General features: G+C 39.9%; 14 protein-coding genes and 1 tRNA gene. 13 read left to right on the forward strand and 2 right to left on the reverse strand.

All coding sequences use genetic code 11. The features are described from left to right. From GQO39_RS03460 to GQO39_RS03520, 13 genes are all read left to right on the forward strand, one after another. Positions 1 to 212 (forward strand): EF-Tu C-terminal domain-related protein (locus GQO39_RS03460; RefSeq protein ID WP_500789580.1); only part of this gene is annotated, 212 nt, incomplete at its 5' end. A gap of 46 nt (positions 213 to 258) precedes the next feature. After that, positions 259 to 334, forward strand: a tRNA-Trp gene (locus GQO39_RS03465). A gap of 209 nt (positions 335 to 543) precedes the next feature. Further along, positions 544 to 756 (forward strand): preprotein translocase subunit SecE, encoded by a 213-nt coding sequence (secE, locus tag GQO39_RS03470; protein WP_156850962.1) that lies wholly within the window; start codon positions 544 to 546, stop codon positions 754 to 756. A 20-nt stretch (positions 757 to 776) separates the two neighbouring features. Continuing rightward, complete coding sequence (gene nusG / locus GQO39_RS03475) at positions 777 to 1,307, forward strand: transcription termination/antitermination protein NusG (RefSeq protein ID WP_007551988.1); 531 nt, start codon at positions 777 to 779, stop codon at positions 1,305 to 1,307. A gap of 150 nt (positions 1,308 to 1,457) precedes the next feature. After that, positions 1,458 to 1,886, forward strand: coding sequence for a 50S ribosomal protein L11 (rplK, locus tag GQO39_RS03480; RefSeq protein ID WP_156850963.1), 429 nt, complete (start codon positions 1,458 to 1,460; stop codon positions 1,884 to 1,886). Between the two features lie 4 nt (positions 1,887 to 1,890). Then, the gene (rplA, locus tag GQO39_RS03485) at positions 1,891 to 2,589 is read left to right on the forward strand and encodes a 50S ribosomal protein L1 (RefSeq protein ID WP_156850964.1); all 699 of its coding nucleotides are present in this window, start codon (positions 1,891 to 1,893) and stop codon (positions 2,587 to 2,589) included. Between the two features lie 366 nt (positions 2,590 to 2,955). Next, positions 2,956 to 3,474 (forward strand): 50S ribosomal protein L10, encoded by a 519-nt coding sequence (gene rplJ, locus GQO39_RS03490; RefSeq protein WP_156850965.1) that lies wholly within the window; start codon positions 2,956 to 2,958, stop codon positions 3,472 to 3,474. A 101-nt stretch (positions 3,475 to 3,575) separates the two neighbouring features. Further along, positions 3,576 to 3,947: a 50S ribosomal protein L7/L12 gene (rplL, locus tag GQO39_RS03495; protein WP_007551985.1), complete on the forward strand. Its 372-nt coding sequence runs from the start codon at positions 3,576 to 3,578 to the stop codon at positions 3,945 to 3,947. A 284-nt stretch (positions 3,948 to 4,231) separates the two neighbouring features. Continuing rightward, on the forward strand, positions 4,232 to 8,383 hold the full coding sequence (gene rpoB / locus GQO39_RS03500; protein ID WP_156850966.1) for a DNA-directed RNA polymerase subunit beta: 4,152 nt from the start codon (positions 4,232 to 4,234) through the stop codon (positions 8,381 to 8,383). A gap of 177 nt (positions 8,384 to 8,560) precedes the next feature. After that, positions 8,561 to 12,772 (forward strand): DNA-directed RNA polymerase subunit beta', encoded by a 4,212-nt coding sequence (rpoC, locus tag GQO39_RS03505; RefSeq protein WP_007551981.1) that lies wholly within the window; start codon positions 8,561 to 8,563, stop codon positions 12,770 to 12,772. A 481-nt stretch (positions 12,773 to 13,253) separates the two neighbouring features. After that, positions 13,254 to 13,640: a MerR family transcriptional regulator gene (locus tag GQO39_RS03510; RefSeq protein ID WP_156850967.1), complete on the forward strand. Its 387-nt coding sequence runs from the start codon at positions 13,254 to 13,256 to the stop codon at positions 13,638 to 13,640. 223 nt (positions 13,641 to 13,863) lie between these two features. Then, the gene (locus GQO39_RS03515; protein ID WP_156850968.1) at positions 13,864 to 14,544 is read left to right on the forward strand and encodes a nitroreductase; all 681 of its coding nucleotides are present in this window, start codon (positions 13,864 to 13,866) and stop codon (positions 14,542 to 14,544) included. A gap of 336 nt (positions 14,545 to 14,880) precedes the next feature. Continuing rightward, positions 14,881 to 16,278, forward strand: coding sequence for an L-serine ammonia-lyase (locus GQO39_RS03520; protein WP_156850969.1), 1,398 nt, complete (start codon positions 14,881 to 14,883; stop codon positions 16,276 to 16,278). Between the two features lie 1,025 nt (positions 16,279 to 17,303). Here GQO39_RS03520 and GQO39_RS03525 read toward each other — a convergent pair. Both GQO39_RS03525 and GQO39_RS03530 read right to left on the reverse strand, forming a co-directional pair. Then, positions 17,304 to 17,582 carry a hypothetical protein gene (locus tag GQO39_RS03525; RefSeq protein WP_007551977.1) on the reverse strand — a complete coding sequence of 93 codons (279 nt, stop codon included), beginning with the start codon at positions 17,580 to 17,582 and terminating at the stop codon, positions 17,304 to 17,306. A gap of 31 nt (positions 17,583 to 17,613) precedes the next feature. Further along, complete coding sequence (locus GQO39_RS03530) at positions 17,614 to 18,963, reverse strand: D-alanyl-D-alanine carboxypeptidase (RefSeq protein WP_156850970.1); 1,350 nt, start codon at positions 18,961 to 18,963, stop codon at positions 17,614 to 17,616. Positions 18,964 to 19,108 lie beyond the last annotated feature (145 nt).

Raw genomic sequence — 19,108 nt, forward strand, 5'->3', positions numbered from 1 at the left:
CGAATTATCGTCCTCAATTTTACTTCCGTACAACGGATGTTACGGGGATTGTTACGCTTCCAGAAGGAACAGAGATGGTTATGCCTGGTGATAATGTTGCGATGGATATTTCTTTGATTGTTCCAATTGCCATGGAAGAGAAGCTTCGTTTTGCTATTCGTGAAGGCGGTCGTACTGTCGGTGCAGGAATCGTTTCTAAGATCATTGAATAAATAATAGTTATTAAGGGTTGTTGAAGATATTTTAATTTTGAGAGTTAGGGGTATAGCTCAGTTGGTAGAGCGGCGGTCTCCAAAACCGCAGGTCGCGGGTTCAAGTCCTGCTGCCCCTGCCAAGGGAGAATGAGATTTCAACTGTGAGGAGGTGAGTTTTCCTGCCTTTTTCGCTTTTTTTTGCATAGGGCTTGTTTTTTTGTGTATGAATCGGTATTGAGTAGAGAATGAGGAAGCTGCATAAGGCTGAAGATTGGTTTTTTGCATTTTTTGTTATATTTATTTATATCGTATAAATCATAATAAGGTTAGAAAGTATATAGTGTGACTGATGACATCTAAACCCAATCCGATTACCTTTTTAAAACAGGTTTATGCAGAAACAGTTAAAGTAAAGTGGCCTGCTCGTCGTGAGACAGTGATTTCTACTGTTATGGTATTATTGGTAACTGCATTGGCCTCAGCTTTCTTTTTTATTGTGGATCAGGTTATGCATTTTAGTGTTTGGCGAGGGATTGATCTTCTAAAGTATCTTTTTAGTTGATAGTGCAAGGAAGTGTGACTGTGGCTGCTCGTTGGTATATTGTTCAAGCATATTCAAATTTTGAGAAGAAGGTAGCGGAAGCTATTGAAAAGGAAGCAAAGCAAAAGGGACTTGATCATCTATTTGAAAAGATTTTTGTTCCAACGGAGCGTGTTGTAGAGGTTCGTCGTGGGCGTAAGGTTGATGCTGAGCGAAAGTTTTTTCCTGGGTACGTTCTTGTTTGTGCTGAGTTGACGGATGAGGTTTATCATCTCATTAAGAATACTCCTAAAGTGACGGGCTTTTTGGGATCAGATGCGCGTCCTGTTCCCATTTCTGATCGGGAAATTGAGCAAATTCTTAAACAGGTTCAGGAGGGGGTTGACTCTCCAAAAGCTTCCGTATTGTTTGAGGTTGGGGAGCAAGTTCGTGTTGCTGATGGTCCTTTTGTTTCATTTAATGGTATTGTTCAAGAGGTTGAAGAAGAGCGTTCTCGTCTTAAGGTTGAGGTATTGATTTTTGGGCGTCCTACGCCTGTTGATTTGGAGTTTGGTCAGGTTGAAAAACTTTGATTAGATTTAGAGTGGTTTTTAATCACTTTAAGTAATTTGTGGGAGGTGATTTATGGCTTTTGTCGGCTTGATGATCCGGACCACTTGACTGCGGCGGGTAGCAGACAGGGTGAATTGTCAGCTTACCAGTGAAATTGAAGGCAGATTGTTATGGCAAAAAAAAGTATAGGTCAGCTTAAGTTGCAGGTTCCTGCGGGAGCTGCTACCCCATCTCCACCGATTGGTCCTGCTCTTGGGCAGCGCGGTATTAATATTATGGAATTCTGTAAGGCTTTTAATGCAGCTACGCAAGAAATGGAGAAGGGGGCACCGATTCCAGTAGTTATCACTTATTATCAAGATAAGTCTTTCACTTTCTCTTTAAAGACGCCTCCCATATCGTTTTTCTTGAAGAAGGAAGCGAATTTAAAATCTGGTTCGAAAGAGCCTGGTAAGATTTCTGTAGGGAGTATCTCTCGTGATAAAGTTCGTTCAATTGCACAAGCAAAAATGAAGGATCTTAACGCAAATGATATTGAGGCGGCGATGCGCATGGTTGAAGGTTCTGCTCGCTCTATGGGCTTAGAAGTGGTGGGCTAACGTTATGGGAAAAATAGCAAAGAGAGTAAAAAACATCCGTAAAGATGTTAATTTTAATGAACTTTACACTTTAAAAGATGCCGTCTCGATGGTCAAAGAGCGTGCGATTGCTAAGTTTGATGAAACAATTGAGATTTCAATGAACTTAGGTGTTGATCCTCGTCATGCAGATCAAATGGTTCGAGGCGTTGCTCATTTACCTAATGGGACTGGGCGAAATGTACGCGTCGCTGTTTTCGCGCGTGGAGACAAAGCAGATGAAGCTAAAGCTGCTGGTGCTGATATTGTGGGAGCTGAGGATTTATTTGAAAGTGTTAATGGTGGAACAATAGATTTTGATCGTTGTATTGCTACGCCAGATATGATGCCACTTGTTGGTCGTCTTGGTAAGATTCTTGGTCCACGAAGTTTGATGCCAAATCCAAAAGTTGGTACTGTAACGCTTGATGTTGCTAGTGCTGTCAAAGCTTCTAAAGGTGGTGCTGTTGAATTTCGTGCTGAAAAAGCTGGTATTGTTCATGCTGGTATTGGTAAGGCTTCTTTTGGGGTTGAGAAAATAGTAGAAAATATTACAGCTTTTGCTAGTGCTGTTATGAAAGCTAAGCCGCAAGGTGCGAAAGGTGAGTATATTAAGCGTGTTGCAGTTTCTTCGACTATGGGGATTGGAGTTAAAGTGGATCCTGTGACTGTTCGTTCGGAGTAAGTCTGAGAAGGTTTAAAATTTTGTTTTGGGGTATATGAATATTAAGATTGTATTTACAGTGTCGATTTTTGTCGGCATTTGGCTATCTAAGCTTTGTAAAGCTTGGGTTGTACCGGAAGAAATTCCGGAATATCCTGTCCGAGATTGTGGGTGATACTATTTGAGTATCTTAATCAAAAAAACCTGCATGAGACTGGGGGTAAAAACTGAGAGTTAAAAAACTTAAAGGGTTTGAGCCAAGGTTGCCTTTGATCGCTCTGCGTGAAAAAGGGGACAGGATCCTCGTCGATAGCATAAGATATTCTTATGTTGTCAAAGGTAACCAACAGGTTTGTTTTAAGCAAGTCTGTTAAATGGAGAGAGAAAGTGAATAGAGCGGAGAAACGCGAATTTGTTACGTGGCTTAACGAGGCTTTTCGAAAGTCTGGTTCTGTTGTTGTTGCACATTATTCCGGTCTGACAGTTTCACAAATGAATGATCTTCGTTCGAAAATGGGTGAAGCTGGCGGTGCCGTTAAAGTCGCCAAAAACCGTCTTGCTAAAATCGCTCTTCAGGGCACGGAATCTGAATCGATAGTGGGTTTGTTTACTGGGCAAACACTTATTGCTTATTCAGAAGATCCAATTACAGCACCGAAAGTTGCTGTTGATTTTGCGAAAAGCAATGACAAATTTGTCATCCTTGGCGGTTCAATGGGTGCAACAAATTTAAGTGTAGATGCTGTGAAGTCATTGGCTTCATTGCCTTCACTGAATGAGTTGCGGGCAAAACTCGTAGGTATGATTTCTACTCCTGCGGCCCGTATTGCACAGGTTGTTAATGCACCTGCTGGTCAGGTTGCGCGTGTCATTGGAGCATATGCTCAGGAGGATAAGGCGGCTTAAGGCTGTTTGGTATTCACATTTATGGAAGAGCTTTGGTGCTTTTCTGTTTTTTTGAATAAGTTAAATAATGGTTCAAATCTTTTAATTGAAGGAATTTAAAAATGGCTGATCTAGCGAAGATCGTAGAAGACCTTTCTAACCTCACCCTTTTGGAAGCTGCTGAGCTTTCTAAGTTGCTTGAAGAGAAATGGGGTGTTTCTGCTGCTGCTCCTGTAGCTGTAGCTGCTGTTGCTGGTGCTGCTGCTCCAGCTGCTGAAGAAAAAACAGAATTTGATGTTATTCTTGTTGAAGGTGGTGCACAAAAAATTAATGTCATTAAGGAAGTTCGTGCTCTTACTGGGCTTGGTCTTAAAGAGGCTAAAGATCTTGTTGAAGGGGCGCCTAAACCTATTAAAGAGGGAGCTTCTAAAGACGAAGCGGAAAAGATTAAAGCGCAACTTGAAGCTGCTGGTGCTAAAGTTGAATTTAAGTAAATTTTATTTTATCGGCGAGCATTTATGTTCGCCGATTTCCTGTCTCCTGAAAAAAGGGAAAAAATCAGTAAAAACTTTTTCCCAACAGTCCAGTAGCTGTAATAGGGATAGGGTTTATTTTAGCCCCCTCATTGTGGAGCCAAGTGAACAGATGGCTTGAGTTAGTGGGGCAAATTGGTGATACTCATATTGGGTATCAAGTGAACTGGTCTGCATGTGCAGGTTAATGACATAAAGCTTTCAAGGTTTAGTCTACCTTGGAGAGTAAAAATCAAGGAGCGACGATGGCTCAGACCCTAGCGATGATGTCTCAATTCAATGGTCGTAAGCGCGTACGCAAATTTTTTGGTAAGATTCCTGAAGTGGCAGAGATGCCGAATCTTATTGAGGTTCAAAAAGCGTCATACGATCAGTTTCTCATGGTTGAGGAACCGAAAGGTGGACGACCAGATGAAGGTTTGCAGGCTGTTTTTAAATCGGTATTTCCTATTTCGGATTTTTCCGGTACAGCTATGCTCGAGTTTGTTGGTTATGAATTTGATTTACCAAAATTTGATGTTGAAGAATGCCGTCAGCGTGATTTGACTTATGCTGCACCATTAAAGGTGATATTGCGTTTAATTGTTTTTGATGTTGATGAGGATACAGGCTCAAAGGATATAAAAGATATTAAAGAGCAGGGCGTTTATATGGGCGACATGCCTTTAATGACGACGAATGGTACCTTTATTATTAACGGTACCGAGCGTGTTATTGTTTCGCAGATGCATCGTTCTCCAGGTGTCTTTTTTGATCATGATAAGGGAAAATCGCATTCATCAGGAAAATTTCTTTTTGCCGCTCGCGTTATCCCTTATCGTGGCTCTTGGCTCGATATTGAATTTGATGCTAAGGACATCATTTATGCGCGTATTGATCGGCGGCGTAAGATTCCTATTACGAGTCTTTTAATGGCGTTGGGCATGGATGCATCAGATATTTTATCCACGTTTTATAATAAAATTACTTATGAGCGAGATGGAGACGGATGGCGTATTCCTTATTCTGTTGATCATTTTAAAGGGATGAAGCTCGTTTCTGATCTTATAGATGCAGATAGTGGTGAAGTTGTTGCTGAGGCTGGTCAAAAGATAACGGTTCGTATTGCAAAATCTTTGGCAGAAAAAGGTCTCAAGGCGGTTAAGGTCAGTGAAGATGATTTATTAGGATGCTATTTAGCGGAAGATATAGTCAATTACCAAACAGGTGAGATTTATCTTGAAGCTGGTGATGAAATTGACGAAAAAATATTAAAGATTTTGTTTGACGTTAATGCGGATCAAATCGATATCCTTGATATTGATCACATGAATATTGGGGCATATATTCGTAATACTCTAAAAGCAGATAAAAATGAGAGCCGGCAGGATGCGTTGTTTGATATTTATCGGGTAATGCGTCCAGGTGAGCCACCAACAATGGATACAGCAGAAGCTATGTTCCATTCGTTGTTTTTTGATCCGGAGCGCTATGATCTTTCGGCTGTTGGGCGTGTTAAGATGAATTTACGCATGGATCTTGATTGTTTAGATACGGTTCGCGTTTTGCGTCAAGAAGATATTCTTGCTGTTGTTAAGATGTTAGTTGAGTTGCGTGATGGTCGTGGTGAGATTGATGATATTGATAATCTTGGTAATCGTCGTGTTCGTTCGGTTGGAGAATTGATGGAAAATCAGTATCGCATTGGTTTACTCCGTATGGAGCGCGCGATAAAAGAGCGGATGTCATCGGTTGAAATTGATACAGTCATGCCACAGGACTTGATAAACGCAAAACCTGCGGCAGCAGCGGTTCGCGAATTTTTTGGATCTTCACAATTATCGCAGTTTATGGATCAAACCAATCCATTATCAGAGATTACCCATAAGCGCCGTCTTTCTGCTCTTGGTCCAGGTGGTTTGACTCGTGAACGTGCGGGTTTTGAAGTTCGTGACGTACATCCTACGCATTATGGTCGTATTTGTCCGATTGAAACGCCAGAAGGTCCTAATATTGGTCTGATTAATTCCTTGGCAACATTTGCACGGGTTAACAAGTATGGTTTTATTGAAAGTCCATATCGCAAAATCATTGATGGTAAGGTGACAACAGAAGTTATTTATCTATCTGCTATGGAGGAATCAAAGCATTATGTAGCTCAAGCCAATTCTTCATTGGATGCTGAAGGACGCTTTACAGAAGAATTTGTTGTTTGTCGTCATGCAGGTGAAGTTTTGATGGCGCCGCGCGATCATGTAGATTTGATGGATGTTTCACCAAAACAGTTGGTTTCGGTAGCAGCAGCTCTTATTCCATTTTTGGAAAATGATGATGCGAATCGTGCGTTGATGGGATCGAACATGCAGCGTCAAGCGGTTCCGCTTGTACGCGCTGAAGCGCCATTTGTTGGTACAGGAATGGAATCCATAGTTGCTCGTGATTCAGGTGCAGCGGTTAGTGCAAAGCGTGGTGGTATTGTTGATCAAGTTGATGCAACCCGTATTGTTATCCGTGCAACAGAAGACTTAGATCCTTCAAAATCTGGTGTTGATATTTACCGTTTACAGAAATTTCAGCGTTCCAATCAGTCTACTTGTATTAATCAGCGTCCTCTTGTGCATGTTGGCGATCGGATCGAGAAGGGTGATATTATTGCAGATGGTCCGTCTACAGATCTTGGTGATTTAGCGCTTGGTCGGAATGTTCTTGTGGCTTTTATGCCTTGGAATGGATATAATTACGAAGATTCCATTTTGTTATCCGAGCGTATTGTTGCCGATGATGTTTTCACCTCGATTCATATTGAGGAATTTGAAGTTGCAGCACGTGATACAAAGCTTGGTCCTGAAGAAATTACGCGCGATATTCCTAATGTTGCAGAAGAAGCGTTGAGGAATCTTGATGAGGCTGGTATCATCTATATTGGTGCTGAAGTTCAACCTGGTGATATTCTGGTTGGCAAGATTACACCAAAAGGTGAAAGTCCTATGACGCCGGAAGAAAAGCTTCTGCGTGCAATTTTTGGGGAAAAGGCTTCAGATGTTCGTGATACTTCTATGCGAATGCCTCCTGGAACTTTTGGAACTGTTGTTGAGGTCCGTGTTTTTAATCGTCATGGTGTGGAAAAAGATGAACGTGCGATGGCAATTGAACGTGAGGAAATTGAGCGTTTAGCTAAAGATCGTGATGATGAACAATCTATTCTTGATCGTAACGTTTATGCGCGCCTTGCTGATATGTTGATAGGTAAAGTTGCTATAGAAGGTCCAAAGGGTTTTTCGAACAGTAAGAAGCTTGACAATACGATAATAGGTCATTATCCACGCTCACAATGGTGGCAATTCGCTGTTGAAGATGAGAAGCTTCAGAGTGAAATTGAAGCTTTGCGCAAGCAATATGATGAATCAAAAGAAGCATTACAACGCCGCTTTATGGATAAAGTTGAGAAGGTTCAAAGAGGCGATGAAATGCCTCCTGGTGTCATGAAAATGGTGAAGGTTTTTGTTGCTGTGAAACGCAAAATCCAGCCAGGTGACAAAATGGCGGGGCGTCATGGTAATAAAGGAGTTGTATCACGTATTCTTCCAGTGGAGGATATGCCATTCCTTGAAGATGGAACTCATGTTGATATTGTATTGAATCCGCTTGGTGTGCCTAGTCGTATGAATGTTGGACAAATTCTTGAGACACATCTTGGTTGGGCATGTGCTGGTATGGGCAAGAAAATTGGCGATTTGGTAGAGTTATATCAAGAAACTGGGGATATACTTCCTTTGCGTCAGCGCATTGAGAATCTTATGCCTGATAATAATCATAATGAATCAGTACGTCAGTATGATAATGAAAGTCTTTACAAATTGGCGCTGCAGATGAGGAAAGGTGTTTCAATTGCAACGCCTGTTTTTGATGGAGCGCATGAAGCTGATATCAATATGATGTTGGAAGATGCAGACTTAGATAGCTCAGGGCAGGTTACGCTTTATGATGGTCGTACTGGAGAGCCTTTTGATCGTCCGGTGACAGTGGGCTACATTTACATGTTGAAATTGCATCACCTAGTTGATGATAAGATTCATGCGCGTTCGATTGGGCCATATTCTCTTGTTACGCAGCAGCCATTAGGTGGTAAGGCACAATTTGGTGGTCAGCGTTTTGGTGAAATGGAGGTTTGGGCACTTGAAGCTTACGGTGCAGCATACACTTTGCAAGAGATGCTGACAGTGAAATCAGATGATGTGGCTGGTCGAACAAAAGTTTACGAGGCAATTGTGCGCGGTGATGATACATTTGAGGCGGGGATACCAGAAAGTTTTAATGTTTTAGTAAAAGAAATGCGTTCACTGGCTCTTAATGTAGAACTTGATGATGCGCGTGAACTTATTGCGCAACGCGCGTTATCTGATACAGCAAAACAATAATTCAGGGAGCGCGCACTGAAAAGGGTGCGCTCTTATTGTCTTGGAAGGCTAAATAAAGAAACTTCTATTAAGGTAACGCAGATAGTTTAAAAAGTAGAAATAGATTTTAAATTAAGATCTGTGATAAAATTAAAGAGATATTACAATAGGTTCTAAGAATCTTTGAAGGAGAACGGCATGAACCACGAGGTCATGAATCTTTTCAATCCTCAAGCGCCAGCGCAGACATTTGACTCTATTCGTATTTCCATTGCGAGTCCTGAGAAGATTTTGTCTTGGTCATACGGTGAAATCAAGAAGCCTGAGACTATTAATTATCGGACTTTTAAGCCAGAGCGTGATGGTCTTTTTTGTGCACGTATATTTGGCCCTATTAAGGACTATGAGTGTCTATGCGGTAAATATAAACGCATGAAATATAAAGGTATTATCTGTGAAAAATGTGGTGTAGAGGTTACTCTTTCGCGCGTACGTCGTGAGCGTATGGGGCATATTGAACTTGCCGCGCCCGTTGCTCACATTTGGTTTCTTAAATCGTTACCAGGTCGTATTTCCACACTTTTAGATTTAACTTTGAAAGATATTGAGCGGGTTCTCTATTTTGAAAATTACATTGTAACGGAACCAGGATTGACATCTCTTAAGCTGCATCAGCTTCTTTCGGAAGAAGAATATATGCTTGCTATTGATGAATTCGGAGAAGATCAATTTACAGCCATGATTGGTGCGGAGGCTATTTACGAGCTTCTAGCGAGCATGGAGTTAGAGAAAATCGCGAATGATTTGCGCACCGAATTAGCTGAAACGACTTCAGAGTTAAAACAGAAAAAGCTGATAAAACGGCTTAAAATCGTTGAAAATTTCCTTGAATCTGGCAATAAACCAGAATGGATGATTATGAAGACGATTCCAGTTATTCCACCAGATCTACGTCCATTGGTACCACTCGATGGTGGACGTTTTGCAACATCGGATCTGAACGATCTTTATAGGCGCGTTATAAATCGTAATAACCGTTTGAAACGTCTGATTGAATTGCGTGCTCCTGGAATTATTGTGCGCAATGAGAAACGTATGGTGCAGGAAGCTGTTGATGCATTGTTCGATAACGGTCGGCGTGGGCGTGTGATTACCGGAGCAAATAAGCGTCCGCTCAAATCTCTTTCGGATATGCTAAAAGGTAAACAAGGACGTTTTCGTCAAAACTTACTTGGAAAGCGTGTTGATTATTCTGGGCGTTCTGTTATTGTGACGGGTCCAGAGCTAAAATTGCATCAATGTGGTCTTCCCAAAAAAATGGCTCTTGAATTATTTAAACCATTTATTTATGCGCGGCTTGATGCGAAAGGGTATTCATCCACTGTAAAACAGGCAAAGAAACTTGTTGAAAAAGAGCATCCGGAAGTTTGGGATATCTTAGATGAGGTTATTCGTGAACATCCTGTTTTGCTTAATCGTGCTCCGACACTGCACCGTTTGGGAATTCAGGCTTTTGAACCTATACTGATTGAAGGTAAAGCTATACAGCTTCATCCATTGGTGTGTACTGCTTTTAATGCGGATTTTGATGGTGATCAAATGGCGGTTCACGTTCCGCTTTCTCTTGAAGCACAACTTGAAGCCCGCGTTTTGATGATGTCAACTAATAATATTCTTCATCCAGCCAATGGTGCGCCAATTATTGTTCCATCACAAGATATGGTTCTTGGTCTTTACTATCTTTCGATTGTTTCTGAAAAAGAACCGGGTGAAGGAATGGCTTTCTCCGATATAGGTGAACTCCACCACGCCTTGGAAAATAAGGTTATAACTCTTCATACGAAGATAAAAGGCCGTGTTAAAAATATGGGCAAGGATGGGAACTGTGCTCCTAAGCTTTATGATACAACACCCGGTCGTTTAATTATCGGGGAACTTTTGCCAAAAAATCCAAATATCTCGTTTGATATTGTCAATCAAGAAATGACGAAAAAGAATATTTCTAAAATGATTGATCAGGTTTATCGGCACTGTGGACAAAAAGAGACAGTTATTTTCTGTGATCGTATTATGCAACTTGGCTTTTCGTATGCTTGTCGTGCAGGAATTTCATTCGGTAAGGACGATATGGTTATCCCCGATAGCAAATCGCGTTTGGTTGCAGAAACCGAAGCTTTGGCTAAAGAATATGAACAGCAATATAATGATGGTCTAATTACGCAAGGTGAAAAATATAACAAGGTCGTAGATGCTTGGGGTAAATGTACGGATCGCGTTGCGGATGAAATGATGAAACGTATTCAGGCTGTTGAATTTGATCCCAAAACGGGTCGTCAACGACCAATGAACTCAATCTATATGATGTCGCATTCTGGTGCACGCGGTTCTGCTAACCAAATGAAACAGTTGGCTGGCATGCGTGGATTAATGGCAAAGCCATCGGGTGAGATTATTGAAACACCAATTATTTCAAACTTTAAGGAAGGTCTAACCGTTAACGAGTATTTCAACTCAACCCATGGGGCACGTAAAGGTCTTGCTGATACGGCGTTAAAAACAGCCAATTCTGGTTATCTAACACGGCGTCTTGTTGACGTTGCACAGGATGCTATTATTTCAGCAGTTGATTGCGGTACTGCAAAAGGACTTACTATGCAGCCGATTGTTGATGCAGGACAAATAGTTGCATCTCTTGGGCAAAGAATTCTTGGTCGTACAGCACTTGTTGATATTTTGCATCCAGTTTCTGGAGAAGTTATCCTTGAAGGTGGTGCGATGATTGAAGAGGCTGATGTTGCTAAGATTGAAGAAGCTGGAATTCAGTCTGTTCAAATCCGTTCTGCTTTAACATGTGAAACCCGCCTTGGTGTTTGTGCTAAATGCTATGGTCGTGATTTGGCACGTGGGACACCGGTTAATCAAGGTGAAGCAGTTGGTGTGATTGCCGCTCAATCAATTGGTGAACCGGGGACACAGCTTACTATGCGTACTTTCCACTTAGGAGGAACGGCACAGGTTGTTGATTCATCTCATTTAGAAGCCTCTTATGAAGGTACGGTGGAGATTCGTAATCGCAATGTGGTTCGCAATTCTGAAGGCCATTTGGTTGTTATGGGGCGTAATGTAGCTATTCTTATCAAGGATGAGTCCGGAAAAGAGCGCGTGGTGCATCGTGTTAGCTATGGTGCGCATATTTTTGTTGATGATGGTGACGTAGTTAAATGTGGACAACGTATAGCGGAATGGGATCCCTATACACGTCCAGTTTTAACTGAAGTTGAGGGCTATGTAGGCTTTGAAGATATGATAGATGGTTTATCAGTTACTGAAACAGCTGATGAATCTACGGGGATTACGAAGCGGTTGGTGATTGATTGGCGTGCTAATCCGCGTGGGGCTGATTTAAAGCCAGCTATTATCATCCATGCAGATAAAAAAGGTGAAACAATTGCCAAATTGTATAAGGGAGGTGAAGCCCGTTATATGATGTCAGTGGAAACCATTCTTTCGGTTGAACCTGGTTCTCATGTCAAGGCAGGTGATGTTATTGCTCGCTTGCCAATGGAGAGCGCTAAGACAAAAGATATTACAGGTGGACTACCGCGTGTGGCTGAGCTTTTTGAAGCACGGCGTCCGAAGGATCATGCTATTATTGCTGAAATCAGTGGTACAATTCGATTTGGTCGTGGTTATAAGAATAAGCGTCGTATTATTATTGAACCAAATGATGAAACTCTTGAAGCAGTAGAATATTTGATTCCAAAGGGTAAGTTGTTTCACTTTCAAGAAGGCGACCAAATTGAAAAAGGAGATTATATCCTTGATGGTAATCCAGCTCCTCATGATATCTTAGCGATTAAGGGGGTTGAGGCTTTGGCGTCTTACCTTGTTAATGAAATTCAAGAAGTTTATCGTTTGCAGGGTGTTTTGATTAATGACAAGCACATCGAAGTAATTGTTCGCCAGATGTTGCAAAAAGTTGAAATTACTGAATCTGGAGATTCTGGCTATATTCCAGGAGATAATGTTGATCGTATTGAACTTGATGAAATAAATGATAATTTGATTGCAGAAGGGAAGAGACCAGCATCTGGTACTCCTATTCTTCTTGGAATTACGAAGGCTTCTCTGCAAACACCATCTTTTATTTCAGCGGCATCGTTTCAGGAAACAACAAGGGTTCTTACTGAGGCAGCAGTTTCTGGTAAAATTGATACTTTGCAAGGACTTAAGGAGAATGTTATTGTCGGTCGTCTTATTCCTGCAGGTACGGGTGGTACTATTGCTCAAATCCGTCGTATTGCTGCAGTTCGTGATGATTTGATTGTAGATGAGCGGCGTAAGTCTAGCAATAATGAGATGGCTAAGGCTATGTTGATGAATATGACAACTGAAGCAGTTGTTGAGTGATTCGAATGCATTCTAAAAAAAAGAGATACAAAAGCGCCCGAAGGTATAATTAGGGCGTTTTTTAGATCTCAAAATGTAGAAGTTACGTGTTTTCTGATAAATAGGGCTGTAAAAATTATAGGATTATTACCGTTTCAAGCATCCTTAGTAGCTTGTTGTCGTTTTCTTATAATGATATTTATCTTTTTTGCTGCTTCATTTATAAAGTTTTTTATTTCTGTGTCAGATAGAAAGTTTATTTCCAAAACATTTAAAGTCGAAGAGCGCATAGGATAATGGCCGCTATGTGTTGAGGAAAACGGGTATATTATCTGAAAACAAGGTAACTACTTATTTTGAATATTCCCAGAATTTTTTTGGAATTGATATCTTCTATAAAGAATGCTTGCATGACGAGTAAACTCTGTATTTCTTTATTAAAAGTTTCAGGAAAGAAAAGAATAAAATGCTAACTAAAATTTTATAAAAACAGAATGATAAAATGTACGGATATTATTCAATTAGTGAATTGACTCGCGAATTTTCAATAACTGCTCGGACTTTGCGTTATTATGAAGAAGAAGGGCTTCTGGTACCCTTCCGGCATGGGGGGATGCGGTTTTATACGCAAACAGATCGTCATAAATTAAAACAAATATTACGTGCGAAAAGAGTTAAATTTTCGTTGTCTGAAATATCTGATATGTTGACTATGGTTGGAAAGCCACCTGATGATGAGAAAAAGCTTAAAGAATTAATTGCAGGGATTAATAAAAAACGGGCAGATTTACAGCAGATGCAACGTGATATTGATGATCTTTTACATGACCTAAAACACATCGAGGAAACTTTTTTTGAGGGTTTAGCCGAATTGGGAGTTAATCGTTGATTTTAAAGTTTATTGCATTCATTCCTAATGGCTTCTTCTCCATTAAAAAGAGATAAGCTGTATTGCTTTCTAATAGCAGTCATTAATTGAGTATTCAATATACAAGTTGTATAGGAGAAATAGGTTGGATGAAAAGGATTGTAGAAGTGTTTTCAAACACCTTGGCTTTGAATATGAAAACAACGATATTTAAGTTCACTTTTTAAAAGAGAAAGTAAAAACAATGACAGAGGGCTCTACTGTTGATATTTTCCAATCTATTCTGTCACGTAAGTCAATTCGAGCTTTTACTAATCAACCAGTTTCACAGGAAACGATCAAAGAAATCTTAAAATTTGCATCACGTGCACCATCTGGAACAAATCTCCAACCGTGGCAAGTAATTGTTCTTACAGGGAATGTATTACAGCAAGTAGGACAAGAACTCTCACAACTCGTACTCTCCGGTGTAAAAGGAGAGCGTAAATTTCATTATTATCCACGTCAATGGCGTGAGCCTTATCTTTCAAGGCGCCGAAAAATTGGTTTGGATCTTTACAAGAGTCTTGGAATTCAAAAAGATGAACAGGAAAAAATACTTCACCAAAAGGCGCGGAATTTTTCATTTTTTGGTGCACCTATTGGACTTTTGTTTACAATGGATCACGATATGGAAATGGGGAGTTGGCTTGATTTGGGCATGTTTATGCAGACCATTATGTTAGCAGCACGTGGGTTTGGATTAGATACGTGTCCTCAAGCTGCTTTTGCTGATTATCATAAACAAATTCGTACCCTTTTATCTGTGCCTTCTGATCGACAAATTATTTGTGGTATGGCACTTGGCTATCGCGATAGGAATGCTCCAGAAAACAATTTTGAGACTGAACGCGAACCAATTGAGAACTTTGTACGTTTTATTTAAATATCCATAGAATGTTTTATACTATTGAATATAAAATTTTAGAGTTTGATGAAAAATATTTTAGTGAGAATTTTTCATTCTTATTGGATTTTTATATTGCATATTAACACTTACTTTACTACGCTAACGCATCAAGGCAGTAAGAGGAAATCATTGTCAGTTTCAAAGGTTAGCCATGGAAAGTGCTGTAGAAAGAAAATGTTGGTTGGTAGCAAGACGAGCGACCTTCATATTTATTGCTGTCATCTTTTTAGCTTATCTCACAATTTGATTTTAAATGAGACAAGTGTGGTAAAAGATCGTATACTCAAGCCATATGTAGTTTTAAGGTGATGAGTGTTTTTATCTGTTTTTGAACTTTTTAAAATTGGTATTGGCCCTTCTAGCTCACATACAATGGGGCCGATGACGGCGGCTAATATGTTTTTGCAGGAAATTTTTGTACGAAATTTTTCTCAGTCTTCTAGTGCTGAAGTTTCTCGTATACGTGTTTATCTTTATGGTTCCTTGGCTTTCACAGGAATTGGTCATGCTACAGATAGAGCTGTTATATTAGGGCTTTTGGGAGAAAAAGCTTCTACGGTTGATCCTGATTCTATGGGATTCCTGTTAGAAAAGGTTGCACATGAAAAAAAAGTGCAGCCAGAAGGCCATCCTGCTTACCAGTTTGATTTGCAAAGTGATCTTATTTTTGAACGAGAGAGAGTCCTTCCTGGACATGCTAATGGGCTTGTGTTTGAAGGAATTGATGCTGATGGAGATGTTCTTTTGCGACAGATTTATTATTCTATCGGCGGTGGTTTTGTTGTGACTGAGGATGAATTAAGCCATATGCATGGGAATATACAACAAGAAACCCTTGAGGTGCCATATCCCTTTGATTCGGCACGTAAAATGTTATCAATGGCAGAAAAATCAGGACTTTCAATTGCTGAAATGAAGCGTCTAAACGAAGAGACGAAGATGGAGCGTTCTGTCCTTGATACAGGGCTAGATGAGATTTTTTCAGCTATGACAAATTGTATTGATAGAGGTCTTTCAAAAGAGGGTGAGTTGCCAGGTGGGTTGCATGTTCCAAGGCGTGCTAAAAAATTACATGATAAGCTTTTGGAAAATCGAAGGAAAAATCGCAATCATCCACTTTGGGCAAACGATTGGCTTTCTGTATATGCCATAGCCGTGAATGAGGAAAATGCCGCTGGTGGTCGTGTTGTTACAGCACCGACGAATGGGGCTGCTGGTGTTGTACCCGCAGTTTTGCGTTATTATCTTCAATTTAATGATGGTTCAGATCGACAGGGGATACATAATTTTTTGCTGACAGCTGCAGCCATTGGTGGTGTCATTAAACACAATGCATCTATTTCTGGTGCAGAAGTTGGTTGTCAGGGTGAAGTTGGAACGGCATCTTCAATGGCAGCAGCAGGACTGACAGCAGCATTAGGTGGTACACCCGCTCAAATTGAAAATGCTGCAGAGATTGCGCTTGAGCATCATTTAGGGATGACATGTGATCCGGTTGCAGGTCTTGTGCAGGTTCCTTGTATTGAGCGCAACGCGATGGGAGCCGTTAAGGCGGTGACAGCTTCTTCTCTTGCTTTACATGGTGATGGGGATCATTTTGTTTCTCTTGATGCTTGTATAGAAACAATGCGTCAGACAGGGCATGATATGAGTGAATGCTATAAAGAAACAAGTAAAGCCGGCCTTGCAGTCAATGCAATATCTTGTTAAAGTGTGCAGAAGTACTTAATCTAAGAAATTTTTTACACATTGTTTATTGTTTGTGAAAGTGCAAGCAGACACTCTCATTATATCTGTCAGCTCTCAGTATCGCCAACGGTTTTTGTAGTGAAATGCCTCATAAAGAGGTATGTTTCTAGTCTTTTCTTAATAAACGATTTTTATTGATTTACTTTAAAATAGATTAAAAATGAGAGGGTACTTCCATATTCGAGGCTCTTACTCAAGTGTTAAAACGATGAATTATATTTATAAAGATATATTGAATAAGAGTTAAGAAGTTGATATTTAAGTATATATCATGATTTTTCGTATCATAGCAGACTATTTGATATTACAATATATTTCAGTTTCATTCACTATTGGCAAAAAACAGCAGAATCCATTCAATCGCAATGAGAGAGATGGGTTGGCGTGCGTGTAACAAATTGTGTGAGTGCAAAAGTAGTAACAACACGTGGACATTGGCAAATATAAGGATGGCGCTGGCCTTTGGGTGTATAAGCGCGAGTATGGAGGAGGAAAGTGGTTGTTGGATTATGGCGATTCGTGAGAGGTGGTGAGAAGTTGGGCTGGAGAGCTGTAAAGGGTTGTATCTTAAAATTGTTTTGCGTTTTTAAAAGAATACGAGTTAAAAAAAACGGTTTAGGTAATTGGTACAGAGTTTGTGTTTCTTGGAAGGACTTATATGTTATTGAAGAAAATTTTTTTCATTGAATTGTTGTGATAGTGTCTAACAAATTTAAAAAGCTTGCATCCATTGGGAGCCACTTTTTTCTTATGAAAGAATATCAAGGATAATTTGGGTATCAAATCCAAAAATAAGTAAACATTTGCTATTTTCTGGCACTCTAAGGGATGGTTTTATGGAAAAGTTGATCTGAGAGTTGGAGAGAAATTTACAAGCGCAATTCTTATAAATTAAATGAAGAAGTACATCTTCTAAAGGGTTTTAGAGCTTGTAAGCAAGAAAATATTTTTTAACAAAATAATTCTTACGAAAATTACCTATATAACTAAACGTTTGTTGCACCTAGACGGATTTTAATCGGTACATTACCGGTTTTACTAGCAACGCGTAAATGAATGCGTACAGGCGGCATTGTGAGGCGACGATTTCGTGTTGTTTGGCAAATGAGAAGTTTTACAAGAGACTGCGTGTCTAATGTCGTGGGAGTATATTTTAAGCCAGCAAGTCTTGTTGCAGCATCGTGAAGAGAGCGCAATGAGAGGAAAAATGATTGCTTCAATAATTTTTCTTTTTCAGGGGATGAAGCAAGAGCATTATGTGTCATGATACTATCCTTACGCAGAATTCGAAAACCTTTAGTAAGCTACAGTATAGCAGTTAAAATTTGCTTTCTTTAACGTAGAACAAGCATCGAATGCAGTTTTTTTTGATTGAAAGCCTATAAATCGCGCACGATAATAACGACGCCCACTTTTTTCAAACAGTTGCATATGTGACGACGCATTCTTTAAAACAGAATAAGCTGTGTTTTTTGCTTTTAAAAGCAGAGTTTGTGCTTGTTCTTTATTGGGCAGAGAACCAATTTGAATGGCCCACCCAGCGCCTGTGGATAAAGAGGCCGTAACAATTTTATGAGTCTCAATAGGCGTTGTTTTTTGTGGGTTAGGAATTGGTATAATTGCTTGGTTTACAGCAGCTATTGCCATATTGGAATTTTTAGATTGTTCTACAAATGCTGTCAGCATAGTAGAAATTTCATCATCAAAATTGGTTGGCTCAGTTTTTAAAATCGGTATAGGAGCCTTTGTGCCAGTGGGTAAGTTATAGTGTAAAGAAGCCATAAAATTTCTATCGCTTTTCATCCGGCTTGCTTTTGGGAAATACTGGTTCAATAAGCTGGCCATATGCTCATCACGTGCGGTAGACGATTTACCTCCCATAACGACAGCAACGATAGAGCGCCCCTCAAGACGCATTGAAGTTGCTAAATTAGAACCTGACATTTGTGTATAGCCTGTCTTAATTCCATCAACGCCTTTCATTATTTTGATAAGTTTATTGTGGCTGTTAATTGTATGTCCACGAAAATTAAAACTTTTTATTTTGAACAAGTTATACTGTTTTGGAAAATGTTTTCGCAAGGCCAATGATAAGGTGGCCATATCACGTGCCGTAGAATAGTTACGCGTATCAGGGAGTCCTGAAGCATTTGCGAAATTCGTATGTATCATGCCAAGTTTGCGGGCTTTAGCTGTCATCATTCGAGCGAATTTCTTTTCATTACCGCCGAGATATTCTGCAATAGCAGTAGCAACATCATTTGCTGATTTTGTAATGAGCGCTTTAGCCGCTGCTTGTGCAGAAATTGTTTGGCCTGCTTTAAATCCGATTTTTGTTGGTGGACGTGTTGCTGCATAATGTGAGATAGGGATTGGTGTGTTTGGTGTTACACGACGCATATGCATTGCTTCAAAGAGTATGTACAGCGTCATCATTTTTGTTAAAGAAGCAGGATAACGTTTCAGTGTTGCGTTAGCTTGAAATAAAGTTTTTCCTGTATTGGCATCTATAACGATAGCAGCGTACTTATCAGGATAGGCACCTTGAGGGGTAGCTGATGCCCAAGAGTAAGAAAAAGCTAAAACAATAAAAACAATTGCTATTTTTTTATAGCAATACATAATTTTTTGGCAGTTAATATACACTTGCACTATCCTATTTCACCATTTACTCTAAAGATCTTTTGTTAAGCTCCTTATTTTTTGTAGCTTATTGATGCAATTTAGACGAACGGTATTACTAATTTATTTACAGAAATTATTTTGTGAGGTTCCATACTTGATTTGCAAT

Source organism: Bartonella refiksaydamii (assembly GCF_902652675.1).
Classification (GTDB): Bacteria; Pseudomonadota; Alphaproteobacteria; order Rhizobiales; family Rhizobiaceae; genus Bartonella; species Bartonella refiksaydamii.

Excerpts from the sequence above, each read along its gene's own strand:
- GQO39_RS03515 (WP_156850968.1), top strand. The coding sequence starts at position 13,864 with ATGACAGAGGGCTCTACTGTTGATATTTTCCAATCTATTCTGTCACGT.
- secE (WP_156850962.1), top strand. The coding sequence starts at position 544 with ATGACATCTAAACCCAATCCGATTACCTTTTTAAAACAGGTTTATGCA.
- rplK (WP_156850963.1), top strand. The coding sequence starts at position 1,458 with ATGGCAAAAAAAAGTATAGGTCAGCTTAAGTTGCAGGTTCCTGCGGGA.
- GQO39_RS03510 (WP_156850967.1), top strand. The coding sequence starts at position 13,254 with ATGTACGGATATTATTCAATTAGTGAATTGACTCGCGAATTTTCAATA.
- rplL (WP_007551985.1), top strand. The coding sequence starts at position 3,576 with ATGGCTGATCTAGCGAAGATCGTAGAAGACCTTTCTAACCTCACCCTT.
- rpoB (WP_156850966.1), top strand. The coding sequence starts at position 4,232 with ATGGCTCAGACCCTAGCGATGATGTCTCAATTCAATGGTCGTAAGCGC.
- GQO39_RS03525 (WP_007551977.1), bottom strand. The coding sequence starts at position 17,582 with ATGACACATAATGCTCTTGCTTCATCCCCTGAAAAAGAAAAATTATTG.
- rplA (WP_156850964.1), top strand. The coding sequence starts at position 1,891 with ATGGGAAAAATAGCAAAGAGAGTAAAAAACATCCGTAAAGATGTTAAT.
- rpoC (WP_007551981.1), top strand. The coding sequence starts at position 8,561 with ATGAACCACGAGGTCATGAATCTTTTCAATCCTCAAGCGCCAGCGCAG.